Annotated in this window: 13 protein-coding genes and 2 tRNA genes; 8 read left to right on the top strand and 7 right to left on the bottom strand. The window is 35.4% G+C overall.

Translation table 11 applies throughout. The annotated features are described in order from the left end of the window. Window positions 1–93 precede the first annotated feature (93 nt). The 5 genes from mutS (at window position 94) to ACIQ2S_RS05550 (ending at window position 4,059) form a co-directional block, all read left to right on the top strand. On the top strand, window positions 94–2,661 hold the full coding sequence (mutS, locus tag ACIQ2S_RS05570) for a DNA mismatch repair protein MutS (protein ID WP_396173707.1): 2,568 nt from the start codon (window positions 94–96) through the stop codon (window positions 2,659–2,661). Between the two features lie 138 nt (window positions 2,662–2,799). Continuing rightward, a tRNA-Gly gene (locus tag ACIQ2S_RS05565) sits at window positions 2,800–2,872 on the top strand. Between the two features lie 37 nt (window positions 2,873–2,909). Continuing rightward, window positions 2,910–2,995: transfer RNA gene (locus ACIQ2S_RS05560), tRNA-Leu, on the top strand. Window positions 2,996–3,064: 69 nt separating this feature from the next. After that, window positions 3,065–3,325 (top strand): GIY-YIG nuclease family protein, encoded by a 261-nt coding sequence (locus ACIQ2S_RS05555; protein ID WP_396173704.1) that lies wholly within the window; start codon window positions 3,065–3,067, stop codon window positions 3,323–3,325. A gap of 182 nt (window positions 3,326–3,507) precedes the next feature. After that, complete coding sequence (locus ACIQ2S_RS05550; RefSeq protein ID WP_396173701.1) at window positions 3,508–4,059, top strand: hypothetical protein; 552 nt, start codon at window positions 3,508–3,510, stop codon at window positions 4,057–4,059. Window positions 4,060–4,196: 137 nt separating this feature from the next. Here the strand turns inward: ACIQ2S_RS05550 and ACIQ2S_RS05545 are convergent, their stop codons facing one another. From ACIQ2S_RS05545 to ACIQ2S_RS05530, 4 genes are all read right to left on the bottom strand, one after another. Continuing rightward, the gene (locus ACIQ2S_RS05545) at window positions 4,197–4,400 is read right to left on the bottom strand and encodes a hypothetical protein (RefSeq protein ID WP_396173699.1); all 204 of its coding nucleotides are present in this window, start codon (window positions 4,398–4,400) and stop codon (window positions 4,197–4,199) included. Between the two features lie 205 nt (window positions 4,401–4,605). Next, on the bottom strand, window positions 4,606–6,750 hold the full coding sequence (locus ACIQ2S_RS05540; RefSeq protein WP_396173697.1) for a S46 family peptidase: 2,145 nt from the start codon (window positions 6,748–6,750) through the stop codon (window positions 4,606–4,608). Window positions 6,751–6,774: 24 nt separating this feature from the next. Further along, complete coding sequence (locus ACIQ2S_RS05535; RefSeq protein WP_396173695.1) at window positions 6,775–7,221, bottom strand: GNAT family N-acetyltransferase; 447 nt, start codon at window positions 7,219–7,221, stop codon at window positions 6,775–6,777. Beyond that, entirely contained in the window at window positions 7,208–8,494 is a 1,287-nt protein-coding gene (locus ACIQ2S_RS05530) for a 3-deoxy-D-manno-octulosonic acid transferase (protein WP_396173693.1), read from the bottom strand. The genes ACIQ2S_RS05535 and ACIQ2S_RS05530 overlap by 14 nt, the downstream gene beginning before the upstream one ends. Window positions 8,495–8,632: 138 nt before the next feature. On the opposite strand from ACIQ2S_RS05530, the gene ACIQ2S_RS05525 reads away from it, so the two are divergent. After that, complete coding sequence (locus ACIQ2S_RS05525) at window positions 8,633–9,772, top strand: DegT/DnrJ/EryC1/StrS family aminotransferase (RefSeq protein ID WP_396173691.1); 1,140 nt, start codon at window positions 8,633–8,635, stop codon at window positions 9,770–9,772. Further along, window positions 9,769–10,782: a UDP-glucose 4-epimerase GalE gene (galE, locus tag ACIQ2S_RS05520; RefSeq protein ID WP_396173689.1), complete on the top strand. Its 1,014-nt coding sequence runs from the start codon at window positions 9,769–9,771 to the stop codon at window positions 10,780–10,782. Before ACIQ2S_RS05525 ends, galE begins: the two co-directional genes overlap by 4 nt. A gap of 143 nt (window positions 10,783–10,925) precedes the next feature. Here the strand turns inward: galE and ACIQ2S_RS05515 are convergent, their stop codons facing one another. Continuing rightward, window positions 10,926–11,201 (bottom strand): hypothetical protein, encoded by a 276-nt coding sequence (locus ACIQ2S_RS05515; RefSeq protein WP_396173687.1) that lies wholly within the window; start codon window positions 11,199–11,201, stop codon window positions 10,926–10,928. A gap of 23 nt (window positions 11,202–11,224) precedes the next feature. Next, complete coding sequence (gene fabD / locus ACIQ2S_RS05510; protein WP_396173685.1) at window positions 11,225–12,097, bottom strand: ACP S-malonyltransferase; 873 nt, start codon at window positions 12,095–12,097, stop codon at window positions 11,225–11,227. A 149-nt stretch (window positions 12,098–12,246) separates the two neighbouring features. On the opposite strand from fabD, the gene ACIQ2S_RS05505 reads away from it, so the two are divergent. Continuing rightward, complete coding sequence (locus ACIQ2S_RS05505; RefSeq protein ID WP_396173683.1) at window positions 12,247–13,878, top strand: hypothetical protein; 1,632 nt, start codon at window positions 12,247–12,249, stop codon at window positions 13,876–13,878. 67 nt (window positions 13,879–13,945) lie between these two features. Here the strand turns inward: ACIQ2S_RS05505 and ACIQ2S_RS05500 are convergent, their stop codons facing one another. Next, window positions 13,946–14,659 carry a pirin family protein gene (locus ACIQ2S_RS05500; RefSeq protein ID WP_396173680.1) on the bottom strand — a complete coding sequence of 238 codons (714 nt, stop codon included), beginning with the start codon at window positions 14,657–14,659 and terminating at the stop codon, window positions 13,946–13,948. Window positions 14,660–14,751 lie beyond the last annotated feature (92 nt).

Raw genomic sequence — 14,751 nt, 5'->3', positions numbered from 1 at the left:
ATTTCAATTTCGTATTTTTGAAATCCTAATTAAAATCCTATCCAATTGTCAGCCAAAACAACCGTAGTCAAAGAGCCTAAAGAAACGCCATTAATGAAGCAATACAATCAGATAAAGTCGAAGTATCCTGATGCCTGTTTGTTGTTCCGTGTGGGCGATTTCTATGAAACTTTTGGTGAAGATGCGGTTCGTGCCTCTCAAATACTGGGAATTGTATTAACCAAAAGAGGTGCCGGTTCAGAAACCGAAACAGCATTGGCAGGATTTCCACATCATTCCCTACATACGTATTTGCCAAAATTGGTAAAAGCCGGACTTCGAGTAGCCATTTGTGACCAATTGGAAGATCCTAAAATGACTAAAACGATTGTGAAACGCGGCGTAACTGAATTGGTTACTCCCGGAGTTTCCATGAATGATGAGGTTTTACAGTCGAAAACAAATAATTTTTTGTCGGCTATTCATTTTGGAAAAAAACATTTGGGAATCTCTTTCTTAGATGTTTCTACTGGTGAGTTTTTAACAGCTCAAGGCAATGAAGAATATATTGACAAGTTACTACAGAATTTTAACCCAAGCGAAATTTTAATTCCTAAACAATACAAAAGTAAATTCAGAGAGACTTTTGGGGAAGATTATCATACTTTTTTCTTGGAAGATTGGGTGTATCATGAAGATTACAGTGTGGAGGTTTTAACGAAACATTTTCAAACCAATTCGCTGAAAGGATTCGGTATTGAAGAATTGCAAGAAGGTATTGTAGCGTCTGGAGCCATTTTATATTATTTATCAGAAACCCAACATAACAAGATTCAGCATATCACCTCCATTCAACGAATTGCCGAAGATGCCTATGTGTGGATGGATCGATTTACTATTCGAAATTTGGAACTTTACCACAGCACCAATCCAAATGCGGTCACACTTTTGGATATTATTGATCATACCCTGTCGCCAATGGGTGGTCGCTTGCTTAAAAGATGGCTGGCTTTGCCACTAAAAGATGCAGTAAAAATACAATCACGTCACGAAGTTGTTTCCTTTTTGAAAGACAATCCCGAAGTGCTTCAAAAAATTCAATACCAAATCAAACAAATTTCCGATTTGGAACGATTAATTTCTAAAGTCGCAGCTGGAAAAATATCGCCCCGAGAAGTGAATTATTTGTGTCAATCATTGGATGCTATCATTCCAATTAAATCAATGGCTTTGGAAAGTGCAAACGAATCGTTGAAGGCTATTGGCGACAGTCTACACAGCTGTGATTTGTTACGTGAGAAAATCAGATCCACTTTAAATCCGGAGGCACCTGTTTCTATCAATAAAGGAAATGCCATTGCCAAAGGAATACATCCTGATTTGGATGAATTGAGAGCCATTTCAACTTCTGGAAAGGAATACTTGGAAGGAATTGAAATGCGAGAATCTGAGCGAACAGGAATTTCTTCCTTAAAAATATCGTTTAATAATGTTTTTGGTTACTATATTGAAGTTCGAAACACCCATAAAGATAAAGTTCCTCAAGAGTGGATTCGTAAGCAAACCTTAGTGAATGCCGAACGATACATTACCGAAGAATTGAAAGAATACGAAACGAAGATTTTGGGAGCTGAAGATAAAATTCAATCACTCGAATCGCAGCTCTTTGAGCAATTAGTTGCTTGGATTAGCAGTTATATCAAACCGGTTCAATTAAATGCGGGTTTGGTTGCTCAATTGGATTGTTTAAATTCTTTTACACAATTGGCTATTACAAATAAGTATGTGCGGCCTGTTTTAGATAATTCCTTCGATTTAGAAATAACAAATGGGCGACATCCGGTCATCGAAAAGCAATTGCCGGTGGGCGTTCCGTATATTGCTAACGATGTTTTTTTAGATCGAGATTCGCAACAGATTATCATGATTACGGGTCCGAATATGTCCGGTAAATCAGCCATTTTGCGACAAACGGCTCTAATTGTTTTGCTGGCTCAAATGGGAAGTTTTGTTCCTGCCGAAGCGGTTCGAATGGGTATAGTGGATAAAATATTTACACGAGTAGGAGCAAGTGATAATATTTCGATGGGCGAATCTACTTTTATGGTAGAAATGAATGAAACTGCCTCTATTTTGAACAATATTTCCGAAAGAAGTTTAGTCTTGTTAGACGAAATAGGACGGGGTACCAGTACTTATGACGGAATTTCCATAGCATGGGCCATTGCAGAGTATTTACACGAGCATCCGCACCAACCCAAAACGTTGTTTGCGACGCATTACCATGAATTAAACGAGATGGAAGTAACTTTTAATCGAATTCACAATTATAATGTATCGGTCAAAGAATTAAAAGATACCGTTTTGTTTATTCGAAAATTAGTAAAGGGCGGAACCGCTCATAGTTTTGGTATTCATGTGGCAAAAATGGCCGGAATGCCTCAAACTGTCATTCAAAAAGCTCAGAAAATTTTAAAGAAACTGGAAAAAAATCATTCCAGCGAAGAATTGTCGGGAATCAAAGCAACCAAAGACGAATTACAATTGAGTTTTTTCAATTTAGATGATCCGCTGTTGGAAGAAATCAAAGAAGAGATTTTAAATATTGACATTAACACCCTAACTCCGGTGGAGGCATTGATGAAATTGAATGAAATCAAACGGATGTTAATTAAAAAATAGTTTCTATTGTTTTAGTTGTCAAAAAGTTACTTTATTAATATAATTTTTTTCAAAAAAACACTTGTAAAAGTAAATAAAAATAGTACATTTGCATCCGCATTGCTGAACAAACAATGCTGTTCTTACATAAACCTGTACGCGAAAATAGCTCAGTTGGTAGAGCGCCACCTTGCCAAGGTGGAGGTCGCGGGTTCGAATCCCGTTTTTCGCTCTTCTATCTAATAGTGCAAGTAGTTTACTTGTATCAAGCTCGAGTGGTGGAATTGGTAGACACGCTGGACTTAAAATCCAGTGGGCAGTAATGCCCGTGCGGGTTCAAGTCCCGCCTTGAGTACAAAAGCTCCATTTGCAACTGTAAATGGAGCTTTTTTATTAGTTTGTATATGTATTTCATTTATATTTTATATTCAAAAAAATTTATAAGTTTTATGTAGGCACAACCGACAATGTTGAATTGAGGCTAGAACGACATAATAGTGGATTTTATTCTGATTCATTTTCATCTAAAGGAATTCCTTGGGAATTAAAATTGAAATTTGAATGTGAGAATAGTAAAAAAGCTTACGTATTAGAACGCTTTATCAAGCGAATGAAATCTCGAAAATTTCTTGAAAAAGTTATTGATTATCCTTCAATTTTAGAAGATATATTATTGAAATTATAAATTAGTGCGGGTTCAATCCCGAAGCTTCGGGACCGCCTTGATTCCGAAACTTCGGAACAAAATCTTCATTTGTTTTACAGATGGAGCTTTTTTATTTCTACACAAACAATTAAAAAAGTGATCCATTTTTTGATAGTGGAGATATTTTCATACATTTGAATATCAATTTAAATCTCAATCAAATGAAAAAAATTTCTACAGCTGCTTTGCTGCTTTTGTGTGCGATAGGATTTGCACAGGATGATGATAAAAAACCAAACATCACCGTATCACCCTATTATTTATGGTCAGAACCGACTCAGTATGGACTCAGTTTTGAGTTGAATTATTCGGGAATAGCCGGTTTAGAAGGTTCTTCCTCTATTTTAAATGTAGGTTATGGAACGATGACTTACGACGCTCCAGGAATAAATGAGGTTGACGGTGACGGTTATGTAATTGAATTAGGAAGCCGCGGTTATTTTAATAAAAAAGACTATGGTATTTATACTCAAAACACTTTGGCTTACGGAAATATTAAGTTTGAGGAAAATGGTGTAAAAGGAACATACTCTTATTTCAGTTTTTTGAGTCCAACGGTGGGTTACAAATTTAAATTTGGAGAAAATTTATCAATCGACCCTAGTGTTGGCGTTCAATGGGTGATTCAAATGAAAGGTTCCGGATTTGTTGACAACAAAAATGTAGACGAATGGGCAGGACGTTTTGGAATTAAAGTAGGTTATACGTTTTAATGAGTAGAAATTCTAAGAACACAAAAAACTCCGGTAGATAATTTTCTATCGGAGCTTTTTTAATTGGTAAATTTTTTAATCAAAAAAAATCCTGAACATTGTTCAGGATTGATTTTTTTGTCTTAGTTAATAACTAATTACTTAGTTACAGCTTCAGTAGCAGCGTCAACAGCAGTTTCAACAGCAGCTTTTGTAGTATCTGCAACAACTTCAACAGCCTCTTCAACAGCTGGAACAACTTCTTCAGTTACAACTTCTTCAACTGGAGCAGCTTCTTTTTCTTTACAAGATACTACTGTTAAAGCAGCAACAAATACTAAACTTAAAATTACTTTTTTCATCTTACTTTATTATAAAAGGTTAATTATTAATTCGAGGCAAAGATATACATTTTTTTGTTCAACAAAATATTTTATTAAAAAATTTTAAAAAAAAATGAACTATTTGTTTTTCAAACGTTTGAGCAACTATAAATGGGGTTATTCGCAGGCTATTTCAGTAACAACTCTCTTTATAATAACAGCTACATTCTTAAAATTGTTTGTTTTATTTCTTTTTTGGCCGTACCACTTTCATTTCATCTACTAAATGTTTGGCACCTGCGTACTTATCAATTACAAAAAGTACGTAACGAATGTCAACCATGATATTTCTGCAAATGGCAGGATCGTAATATATATCACTCATAGTTCCTTCCCAAACACGGTCAAAATTTAAACCGATTAAATTTCCGTGAGCATCAATTGCCGGACTTCCGGAATTGCCACCTGTTGTGTGGTTGGTTCCAATGAAATTCACAGGCATTTTACCGTTTTCTCCGTAAGGGCCAAAATCTTTTGTATTGTAAAGCTCAATTAGTTTAGGAGAAACATCAAATTCATAATCACCCGGAACATATTTTTCCATCACACCGTCTAAGTAAGTTACAGGACTGTAATAAACAGCATCAGCTGGAGCATATCCTTTTACTTTACCGTACGTTACACGCAAAGTTGAGTTGGCATCAGGAAATATTCGAGCATCTTTAGAACTTAACTCCAAAATTCCCTTCATATACGTGCGTTGTAACGCAATGTTTTTTAAATTGATTTCATCAAATTTCGGAGCAACATTTTTGTTATAAGCTTCTGTAATCATTTTTACAAAAAGATAACCACTGTCTTGATTCATAGCTGCAACCACTGTTTTTGCATCGCCACTCAATAATTCTTTCAAGCCATTGTAGCTGGTTAATTTAGATGTTTTGAATATTTCAGCCGTTTTGGCCTTTAAATCTTGGTTCAACAGTTCCTGCGGTAACAATTCTAGTGGAGATTTAGTGGCGTATATTTCAATCAATTGTTCCATCACTTTTTCGTCAACCGTAGCATTGAAATCTTTGTATAATTCTTCAAAACCCGCTAAAAGATTCGCTTTTCGGTCGTTAAACGCTTGTTCGCCTCTCGCGTTGTATACTTGTTCTAATTGATTCAATCGATAGCCAAAACTTAATAATTCAGTGTTACGCATTACGACTTCCATAAAATAATCACGACTCAAAGCATACGGAGCAATGGCTTTGTAATTCGTTTCAAATTCTGCAAGTAGATTTCCATATTCAGCTTGTTTTCGTTCTTTCGCAACTTTGGCCATAAAATCCTTTTCAAAATCTTTTTTGATTTGAACAGCATTTGACTTTTTTAAACCTTTGGTTTCACCAATCCATTTTTTCCAATAATTGGCAACCGAAGCATATTTGGCCGCATATTGAATTTTAATCGCTTTGTCTTTACGCATAAACCCATCTTGCACTTTTAAAGCCGCATCGCGGACTTCAATTTTGGCGGGGTTTAAATCGTTTACGATTTGTTCAACGGAAACTGCAGGTAAATATTCCTGTGTTCTTCCCGGATAACCGAAAACCATAGTGAAATCATTTTCTTTCACGCCACCAATGGATACCGGGAAAAAGTGTTTAGGGTTATAAGGAACATTGTCTTTTGAATAGACTGCCGGACGATTGTTTTTATCCGCGTAAATTCTAAACAGTGAAAAATCGCCGGTGTGACGTGGCCAAACCCAATTGTCTGTATCTGATCCAAATTTTCCAATCGATGACGGCGGAGCACCCACTAAACGAACATCTTTAAAAGTCTCTACCACAAACCAAATGTATTGATTGCCGTCAAAAAAAGCTCTGATTCTGTTTTCTTGCCAGCTTTCTTTGGGTAATGAATTGGTTAAAGAAGCGATATTTTCCTGGATTTTCTTTTGTTTGTCGGCTTCATTGGAAATAGTTTGCGTATTTTCTAAAACTTTAGAAGTGACATCCTCAATTTTTACAATAAAGGTGACCACTAAACCCGGATTAGGTAATTCTTCCTCCAAACTCATCGCCCAAAATCCTTTTTCCAAATAATCATTTTCTACCGTAGAATGCGATTGAATCTCACCATACCCGCAGTGGTGATTAGTTAATAATAATCCCTTTGGAGAAATTACTTCCGATGTACAACCATTGTTGAAATGCGGAACAGCATCTTTCATGCTTGATTTGTTAACATCGTAAATATCTTTGGCCGACATTTTCATGCCAAGTGATTTCATTTCTTTTTCATTCATGCCTTCCAATAATGAGGGAATCCACATTCCTCCCTGTTGGGCAAATGCAGAAACAGAAAGGAATAATAAGAGTATGCGAAAAAATTTCATAATGCTTAAATTTTAGATAATCTGTTAATTGACTGTGTATTTGAGTAATTTTCGCTTATGAATGGCGAAATCGTTTGCAAGATACAATTTTTGTGCAGTTTCATTGTGCGGTTCCACCTCCAAATAGATAACTTTTAACGATAATTTAGGAGCTTCCTCTTGAATAAATTGAAGAGCTCGTCTGCCAATTCCTTTGCCTCTTGCGGTTTTTTTTATGTATAATTCATCCAAAAACGCAATTTTTCCTTGGTATTCAAAACTAAAAATAAATATGAGAATGACATAGCCAACCACTTCGTTTTCATGATAAATGAGCCAGCCTTTTCCAAGATTTTCATCTTGAAGGAATTGATGAAGTAGCTTTCGGGAATTTTCGTTATCAAAAGGATAATTATCAATGGAATAAAAATCCTCCATCATTTTGATGACCAAAGAACTATCCGAACTAGTAAAAGCTTTAAAGGTTGTCATTTTGGAGGTATTTTAAAATCACTTCTGTTGCTCCTTTATTCATTTGTACAAATGTGCTGCAAATATGTCCTTTTTCATGGCGGATTTCATTATTTGAAATCAAATTTGAAAATGCATCATTTAATTCACTTTGGTTACCTATCGAAATACAGCCTTCCATATTTGCCAGAGCAGTCGCTTCTGCAAAGTGTGAATAATTAGGCCCAATAATTATTGGCACACCAAACGTTGCCGGTTCAAGGATATTGTGAACACCAGGGTTGCCGAAACCACCGCCTACGTAGGCAATGTCGGCGTAATTGTAAATTTTGGTTAGGATTCCGATAGTGTTGATGATGAATACATCGTATTCTTGTAGAGACGTTGCATGCAACGTCTCTGCGGAATGCGTTACATGCAACGTCTGAGCGGGAAATAAATCGGTATATAAAATTGATTTTTTCGTAATCGATTTTTGCAATTCCACAATTTGTTCCGGTTTGATAGTATGTGGTGCAATAATAAATTTTACCTTTTCAGTTGAATTATTAATGAAATTCACCAATAATTCTTCGTCTTTTGGCCAAGAACTTCCAATGACAATAGTGGTTGTGTTGTCTTTGAATTCTTTGATAAAATCTAGTGTATTGTCTCTTTTCAAAATCGAAACCACGCGATCAAAACGTGTGTCTCCTGAAATTTTTACATTTTGAAAACCCAATTGCTGTACTAATTTTTTTGATTTTTCATTCTGAACAAAAAAATGATCAAACGATTTTAATGCATTTCGATAAAAACCCCCGTACCATTTGAAAAAAGCTTGATCTTCTCTAAAAATGCCTGAAATTAAATACGTTTTGATGTTTCGGGATTTCAATTCGTTTAAGTAATTCGGCCAAAATTCATATTTAATAAAGAATACTAATTCCGGATGGACTAAATCGATAAATAATTTAGCATTTTTCCTTGTGTCAAGGGGTAGGTAAACGGTAACGTCGGCAATGGTATTATTTTTTCGAATTTCATATCCTGAAGGAGAAAAAAAGGTCACAATAATTTTATGCTTCGGATATAAAACTTTAATTTTTTCCATCACAGGCAATCCTTGCTCAAATTCTCCCAAAGAAGCCGCATGAAACCAAATGCTAGGCTCTTGTTTTGAAATGCTTTGTGAAAGTGTTTCAAAAACAGTTTTTCTTCCATCAACAAAAAGCTTCATTTTTGGGCTGAAAAGAGCTACGATTTTTAGAAAAAATCCGGCTACTGAAACCAAGAAAGAATAAATACCAAACATGTGTAAAAAATTGTGAGGCTAAAATACATTACTTTCTAGAATTTCCATTGTTATCCACCCGCAAATAATTACTTTTGTTAGTTGAAATGAGTCAGGTAGGTTTACTCCTGATTAGATAAAACATTAATTGATACTGATATGAGAAAACTTCAAATGGTTGACTTAAAAAGTCAATATGAAAAAATAAAACAAACGGTTGACACTTCTATTCAGGAAGTATTGGATACCAATACCTACATCAACGGACCCAAGGTACATGAATTTCAAAAAAATCTTGAAGAATATTTGGGGGTTAAACATGTGATTCCTTGTGCAAACGGAACAGATGCATTACAGATTGCTATGATGGGATTGGGTTTACAGCCGGGTGATGAAGTAATTACAGCCGATTTTACATTTGCTGCTACCGTTGAAGTTATTGCTTTGTTGCAATTAACACCTGTTTTGGTAGATGTGAATATCGTAAATATGAATATTTCGCTTGACGGAATTCGCAAAGCAATTACACCAAAAACAAAAGCGATTGTTCCGGTACATTTGTTTGGAAGAGCTGCGAATATGGATGCCATAATGGATATTGCTAAAGAACATAATTTGTATGTTATTGAAGATAATGCACAAGCCATTGGTGCCAATTTTACATCTAGAGATGGAGTGAAAAGAAAAGTTGGAACCATAGGTCATGTAGGAGCTACGTCGTTTTTTCCTTCTAAAAATCTAGGATGTTATGGCGATGGTGGGGCTATTTTCACGAACGATGATGCATTAGCTCATACCATTCGGGGGATTGTAAATCACGGAATGTATGTTCGCTACCATCATGATGTCGTTGGAGTAAATTCACGTTTGGATAGTATTCAAGCGGCTGTTTTAAATGCAAAATTACCTTTGTTAGATACTTATAACGCGGCTCGTCAAGAGGCAGCCAGAAAATATTCGAAAGCATTTGAAGGGCATAAAAATATAATTGCTCCGATAATTTGTGATAGTTGTGATTGTCATGTATTTCATCAGTATACTTTGCGAATTGTGAATGCCGACAGAAATGCATTAATGGATCATTTAGTGAATAAAGGAATTCCATGTGCAATTTATTATCCAATTCCATTACATGCTCAAAAAGCATACGTAGATTCAAGATATAAAGAAGAAGATTTCCCGGTAACCAATCAATTAGTTCAAGAAGTAATCTCGTTACCGATGCATACCGAGCTTGATGATGAACAAATCAAATTTATTACGGATACCGTTTTAGAATTTTTTAATTCAAATAAATGAAAATAGTTGTAACCGGAGGCTTGGGTTTTATTGGTTCGCATACTGTCGTTGAATTGCAAAACCAAGGTTTTGAAGTTATTATTATTGATAATCTTTCAAATGCCTCTTTGGATGTTTTGGACGGGATTTTTTCTATTACCGGCAAAAAAACCGAATTTGAAAAAATGGATTTGAGAGACAAAGCTGCTGTTCAATCATTTTTTAAAAAATATCCGGACGTAACAGGAATTATACATTTTGCCGCGTCAAAAGCGGTGGGTGAAAGTGTGCAAAATCCTTTGTTGTATTATGAAAATAACATCAGTGCTTTAATTTATATCCTTCAAGAGTTGCAACAAAAACAAGAAGCTCATTTTATTTTTAGTTCGTCCTGCACCGTTTATGGTCAAGCCAAAAATATGCCGATTACTGAAAAAGTTCCCATTCAACCGGCCATGTCGCCTTATGGAAACACGAAGCAAATAGGAGAGGAGATCATTGCAGATGTGGCAAAAATTTCAAATCTTAAGGCCGTTTTATTGCGATATTTTAACCCGATTGGAGCTCATGACAGTGCCGCTATTGGTGAATTACCTTTGGGAGTTCCTCAAAATTTAGTGCCTTTTATCACCCAAACCGCTATGGGTTTACGTCCCGAACTCGCAGTTTTTGGCGATGATTATCCAACTGCTGATGGAACATGTGTGCGTGATTATATTCATGTGGTTGATTTGGCGAAAGCCCATGTAATCGCATTGCAACGATTGATTGATAAAAAGAATACTGAAAATGTTGAGGTTTTCAATTTGGGTACCGGAACCGGGTCTTCCGTTTTGGAAGTTATTCATGCTTTTGAAAAAGTAAGTCAAAAGAAATTACCTTATAAAATTGTCAATAGAAGAGAAGGAGATGTTGTTGAGGCTTATGCAGACACCAAAAAGGCCAATAAAGTTTTGGGTTGGAAAACTGAACTATCCTTGGAACAAGCTTTGGAAAGTGCTTGGAAATGGGAACAAAAAATTAGAAGGTAGAAAACTCCGAGGGTGTTTGAAAAGTTTTAATCTTGTCAAGCTGAATTCATTTCAGCTTCTAAAAATAGTTGATAATTGCATTTTTACAGATTCCAAAACAAGTTCGGAATATTTCGAATTTTGAGACACCACATTTGAAATTCTTAGTTTTTAATGACTTCTTCTTTTACATTTTGTGTTTTCTCCTTCCATTTTTTCAGGGCCTTTTCTGATTTGGTTTTGAGTGAGTCAGCCATTTTATCGGTTTTAGCTTGAACAGAGTCTAATTTTTTTTCTGCTTCCATTTTTACAGCATCCGATTTATCTTTCACATCAGTTTTAACTGCATCAATTGCTTGATTAATTTTATCTTCTGTTGATTCTTTGCATGAGGCCACGAACAAACTTATTGCTATAAATCCAAAAATTATTTTTTTCATTGTTATAGAATTTAACTTAATTATTAAGCCGAAATAGTCTCAATTTCTTTGTTTATTTTATTCACTAAACCAACCAAAACTTTGCCCGGACCCACTTCTGTAAAACTTGTGGCTCCATCGGCAATCATTTGTTGAACGGATTGTGTCCAACGAACCGGAGCGGTTAATTGAATAATTAAATTCTTTTTAATTTCAGTGGGATCAGAAACAGCATTTGCTGTCACATTTTGATAGACCGGACAAATAGGATTTGAAAAAATCGTCGCTTCAATAGCTGCTGCTAATTCTTCTCTGGCAGGTTCCATCATGGGTGAATGGAAAGCTCCACCAACCGGTAAAATCAAAGCACGTTTAGCACCTGCTTCTTTCATTTTTTCACAAGCCAATTCAACTGCTTTGTATTCTCCGGAAATAACTAATTGACCGGGACAGTTATAATTTGCCGCCACCACAACACCAGCAACCGAAGCACAAATATCTTCTACAATTGCATCGTCTAAATTTAGTACGGCTGCCATTGTGGAAGGAGTAATTTCGCATGCTTTTTGCATGGCTAATGCTCTTTTTGAAACCAATTTCAAGCCATCTTCAAAAGATAAAGCACCATTTGCCACTAAAGCTGAAAATTCACCTAACGAATGTCCGGCAACCATATCCGGTTTAAAATCGGTCAACGTCTTTGCCAAAATAACCGAATGTAAAAAGACTGCCGGTTGTGTAACTTTGGTTTCTTTTAATTCTTCGGCAGTTCCTTCAAACATGATGTCTGTAATTCGGAAGCCTAAAATTTCATTCGCTTTTTCAAATAGTTCTTTGGCTAATGCTGAAGTTTCATATAGTTCTTTGCCCATTCCAGTGAATTGAGCTCCTTGTCCCGGAAAAACGTATGCTTTCATAAATTTATTTCAAGTTTAATTTCACAACTTTTGTACTAGTAGCAACAAAAATACTAATTTAAAAGAGATGATTTTAGTATTTTAAGCAAGATTAATTGTAACTTTTATTCCAACAATGCGTATAATTGTTTAAATCAAACACCCAAAAAATGAAAAAATTATTGCTTGTGATAGTGTTAGCTGTTTTTGGCTTTTTGTTAGTTTATTTTATTCTACCGGTAATCCACTACGGTTTTTATGGGATCGCAGTTGTTTTATTACTTCTTGTATTTACTTATTTCTTTTTTTCTTTAGGTTTAGCAGTCGATAGCACCGGAAAGAAAGTCATCATTAAATCACGTCCCAAAAAAGTTGTAGTGTACGTCATGGTTTTATTACTTTTATATCTTTCAATTGTTCCGTTTATTACTTCAGCAACTGTATTTCATGCTTCTAAGTATCAAAAAATTATAGGAGAAGTAAGGAATGGAGAAAAAATATCCGAACAGATTGCACCCATTTCTTTAGACAAAATACGAGTAGTTGATCAAAAATTAGCCTATTTGTTAGGAGAAAAGATTATAGGTTCGCAACCGGCTTTGGGAAGTCAAGTAGAATTAGGCAAGTTTTCAATTCAAAAAGTCAACAATGAATTATATTGGGTAGCACCTTTGTTACACTCCGGTTTTTTCAAATGGTTAAATAATAAGGAAGGAACGCCCGGATATGTATTGGTGTCTGCAACAAACGAGCGTGATGTTAAGTTGGTTCAAACGATTAATGGAAAAAATTTAAAATTGAAATTCCAAACCAATGCCTATTTTTTTAGTGAGTTGCATAGGTATATTTACTTCAATGGTTATGCAACCATTGGTATTTCTGATTTTACTTTTGAAATTGATGAACAAGGAAATCCTTTTTGGGTGGTGACAACTTATGACAAAAAAATAGGATTTTCGGGCGAAAACGCCAATGGTATCTTAATTGTGAATGCACAAACAGGCGACATTGAATCATATACCATTGCGGATGCTCCCTCGTGGGTTGATCGGATTCAACCGGCAAGTTTTATTGAGGACCAGTTGAATGATTGGGGCGAATTAGTCAATGGTTATTGGAATTTTTCCAATACTGATAAATTGCAAATTACCGAAGGATTGACTCTGGTTTATGGGCAAAATGATAAATCGTATTGGTATACCGGTTTAACTTCTGTTGGAAGTGACGAAAGCACGGTTGGGTTTGTGTTAGTAGATACACGAACCAAAGAAACTACCTTTTACAAGCAAAGTGGTGCAACGGAATATGCTGCTCAACAATCGGCAGAAGGAAAAGTTCAAGAGAAAGGATACCAAGCTTCGTTGCCTATTCCGTATAACATTAACGGAATTCCTACTTATGTTATGACTTTAAAAGATGATGGTGGTTTGGTAAAAATGTATGCAATGGTTGCTATTAACGATTACACAATTGTGGGTGTTGGCAATTCAATGCGTGAAACACTTACTTCATTTAAAAGTGTTTATAACATGGCAGGCAATAAAATTAATCCCTCGAATGTTGCTGCCAAAAAATCAATTGCATCAATAATTACCCGTATTCAAAGCGATGTGAAAAACGGTAACAGTTTCTATTATTTTACAATAAAAGATTATCCAAATATTTTTGTGGGTTCCTCGCAAATTTCGAATGAAATTCCGGTGAGTATGGTTGGCGATAGTATTAAAGTTTCGTTTGATGTTGACAGCGAGCAAGTAATTGACGTGACCACCTATGATAATCTAAATTTGAAGTTGAAATAAAATACAATGTCCCAACGTGAATTGTTCGTTGGGATATTTTAATTAAGAAAAGATTTGATCAAGAACATTATTCCATCGGGACATCCATCAGCAAAATTTCTGCATCAGAAGTTGCTGTAATTTCCATTTTCTCTGTATTTGTAATTCCCAATGCATCTCTGGTTTCCAAAGTTTGTCCGTTAATGGTAACCGTTCCAGAAATTATAAAAGCATAAACGCCGTTTTCATTTCGTTTAACAGTGTAAGTTTCGGTGATTCCTTTTTCAAATTTTCCCATGTGAAACCATGCATCTTGATGTATCCATACTCCTGCATCTTCCGGGTTTGGTGACAAAATTTGTTGTAACTTGTTTTGTCTGTCTTTTACATCCAAAGTGATTTGCTGGTACCGAGGTTCCACATTTCGTTTGTTTGGAAACAACCAAATTTGTAGCAATTTGGTGCGTTTGTCTTCATTCGGATTAAATTCACTGTGACGTATGCCAGTTCCTGCACTCATTACTTGAACGTCGCCAAATTTGATAATTTCTTCATTTCCCATACTGTCCTTATGAGCCAAATCTCCTTCCAATGGAATGGTGATGATTTCCATATTATCGTGCGGATGTGTTCCAAAACCCATTCCGGCAGCAACGGTATCATCGTTTAAAACTCTTAAAACACCAAACTGTACTTTATCTGGATTGTACCAATTGGCAAAACTAAAACTATGATAGGCATTCAACCATCCATGATCAGCATGTCCTCGTTCATTAGCTTTGTGTAAAACTGTATTTTTCATGACTATTAGATTTTTTGTTATTTATAGTACAAATTTACAACCCTAAGAAAGGTTTAGCACTTAATATAGGTTAAGAAAGTTGCAGGCTATCC

Source organism: Flavobacterium sp. (assembly GCF_044371705.1).
In the GTDB taxonomy this organism is placed as follows: domain Bacteria; phylum Bacteroidota; class Bacteroidia; order Flavobacteriales; family Flavobacteriaceae; genus Flavobacterium.
This window is presented reverse-complemented; position numbering and strand designations above follow the sequence as displayed.

Coding starts and splice junctions, on each gene's coding strand:
- ACIQ2S_RS05535 (WP_396173695.1), bottom strand. CDS start 7,221: ATGACAACCTTTAAAGCTTTTACTAGTTCGGATAGTTCTTTGGTCATC.
- ACIQ2S_RS05545 (WP_396173699.1), bottom strand. CDS start 4,400: ATGAAAAAAGTAATTTTAAGTTTAGTATTTGTTGCTGCTTTAACAGTA.
- ACIQ2S_RS05540 (WP_396173697.1), bottom strand. CDS start 6,750: ATGAAATTTTTTCGCATACTCTTATTATTCCTTTCTGTTTCTGCATTT.
- ACIQ2S_RS05505 (WP_396173683.1), top strand. CDS start 12,247: ATGAAAAAATTATTGCTTGTGATAGTGTTAGCTGTTTTTGGCTTTTTG.
- fabD (WP_396173685.1), bottom strand. CDS start 12,097: ATGAAAGCATACGTTTTTCCGGGACAAGGAGCTCAATTCACTGGAATG.
- ACIQ2S_RS05530 (WP_396173693.1), bottom strand. CDS start 8,494: ATGTTTGGTATTTATTCTTTCTTGGTTTCAGTAGCCGGATTTTTTCTA.
- ACIQ2S_RS05515 (WP_396173687.1), bottom strand. CDS start 11,201: ATGAAAAAAATAATTTTTGGATTTATAGCAATAAGTTTGTTCGTGGCC.
- galE (WP_396173689.1), top strand. CDS start 9,769: ATGAAAATAGTTGTAACCGGAGGCTTGGGTTTTATTGGTTCGCATACT.
- ACIQ2S_RS05550 (WP_396173701.1), top strand. CDS start 3,508: ATGAAAAAAATTTCTACAGCTGCTTTGCTGCTTTTGTGTGCGATAGGA.
- ACIQ2S_RS05500 (WP_396173680.1), bottom strand. CDS start 14,659: ATGAAAAATACAGTTTTACACAAAGCTAATGAACGAGGACATGCTGAT.
- ACIQ2S_RS05525 (WP_396173691.1), top strand. CDS start 8,633: ATGAGAAAACTTCAAATGGTTGACTTAAAAAGTCAATATGAAAAAATA.
- mutS (WP_396173707.1), top strand. CDS start 94: ATGAAGCAATACAATCAGATAAAGTCGAAGTATCCTGATGCCTGTTTG.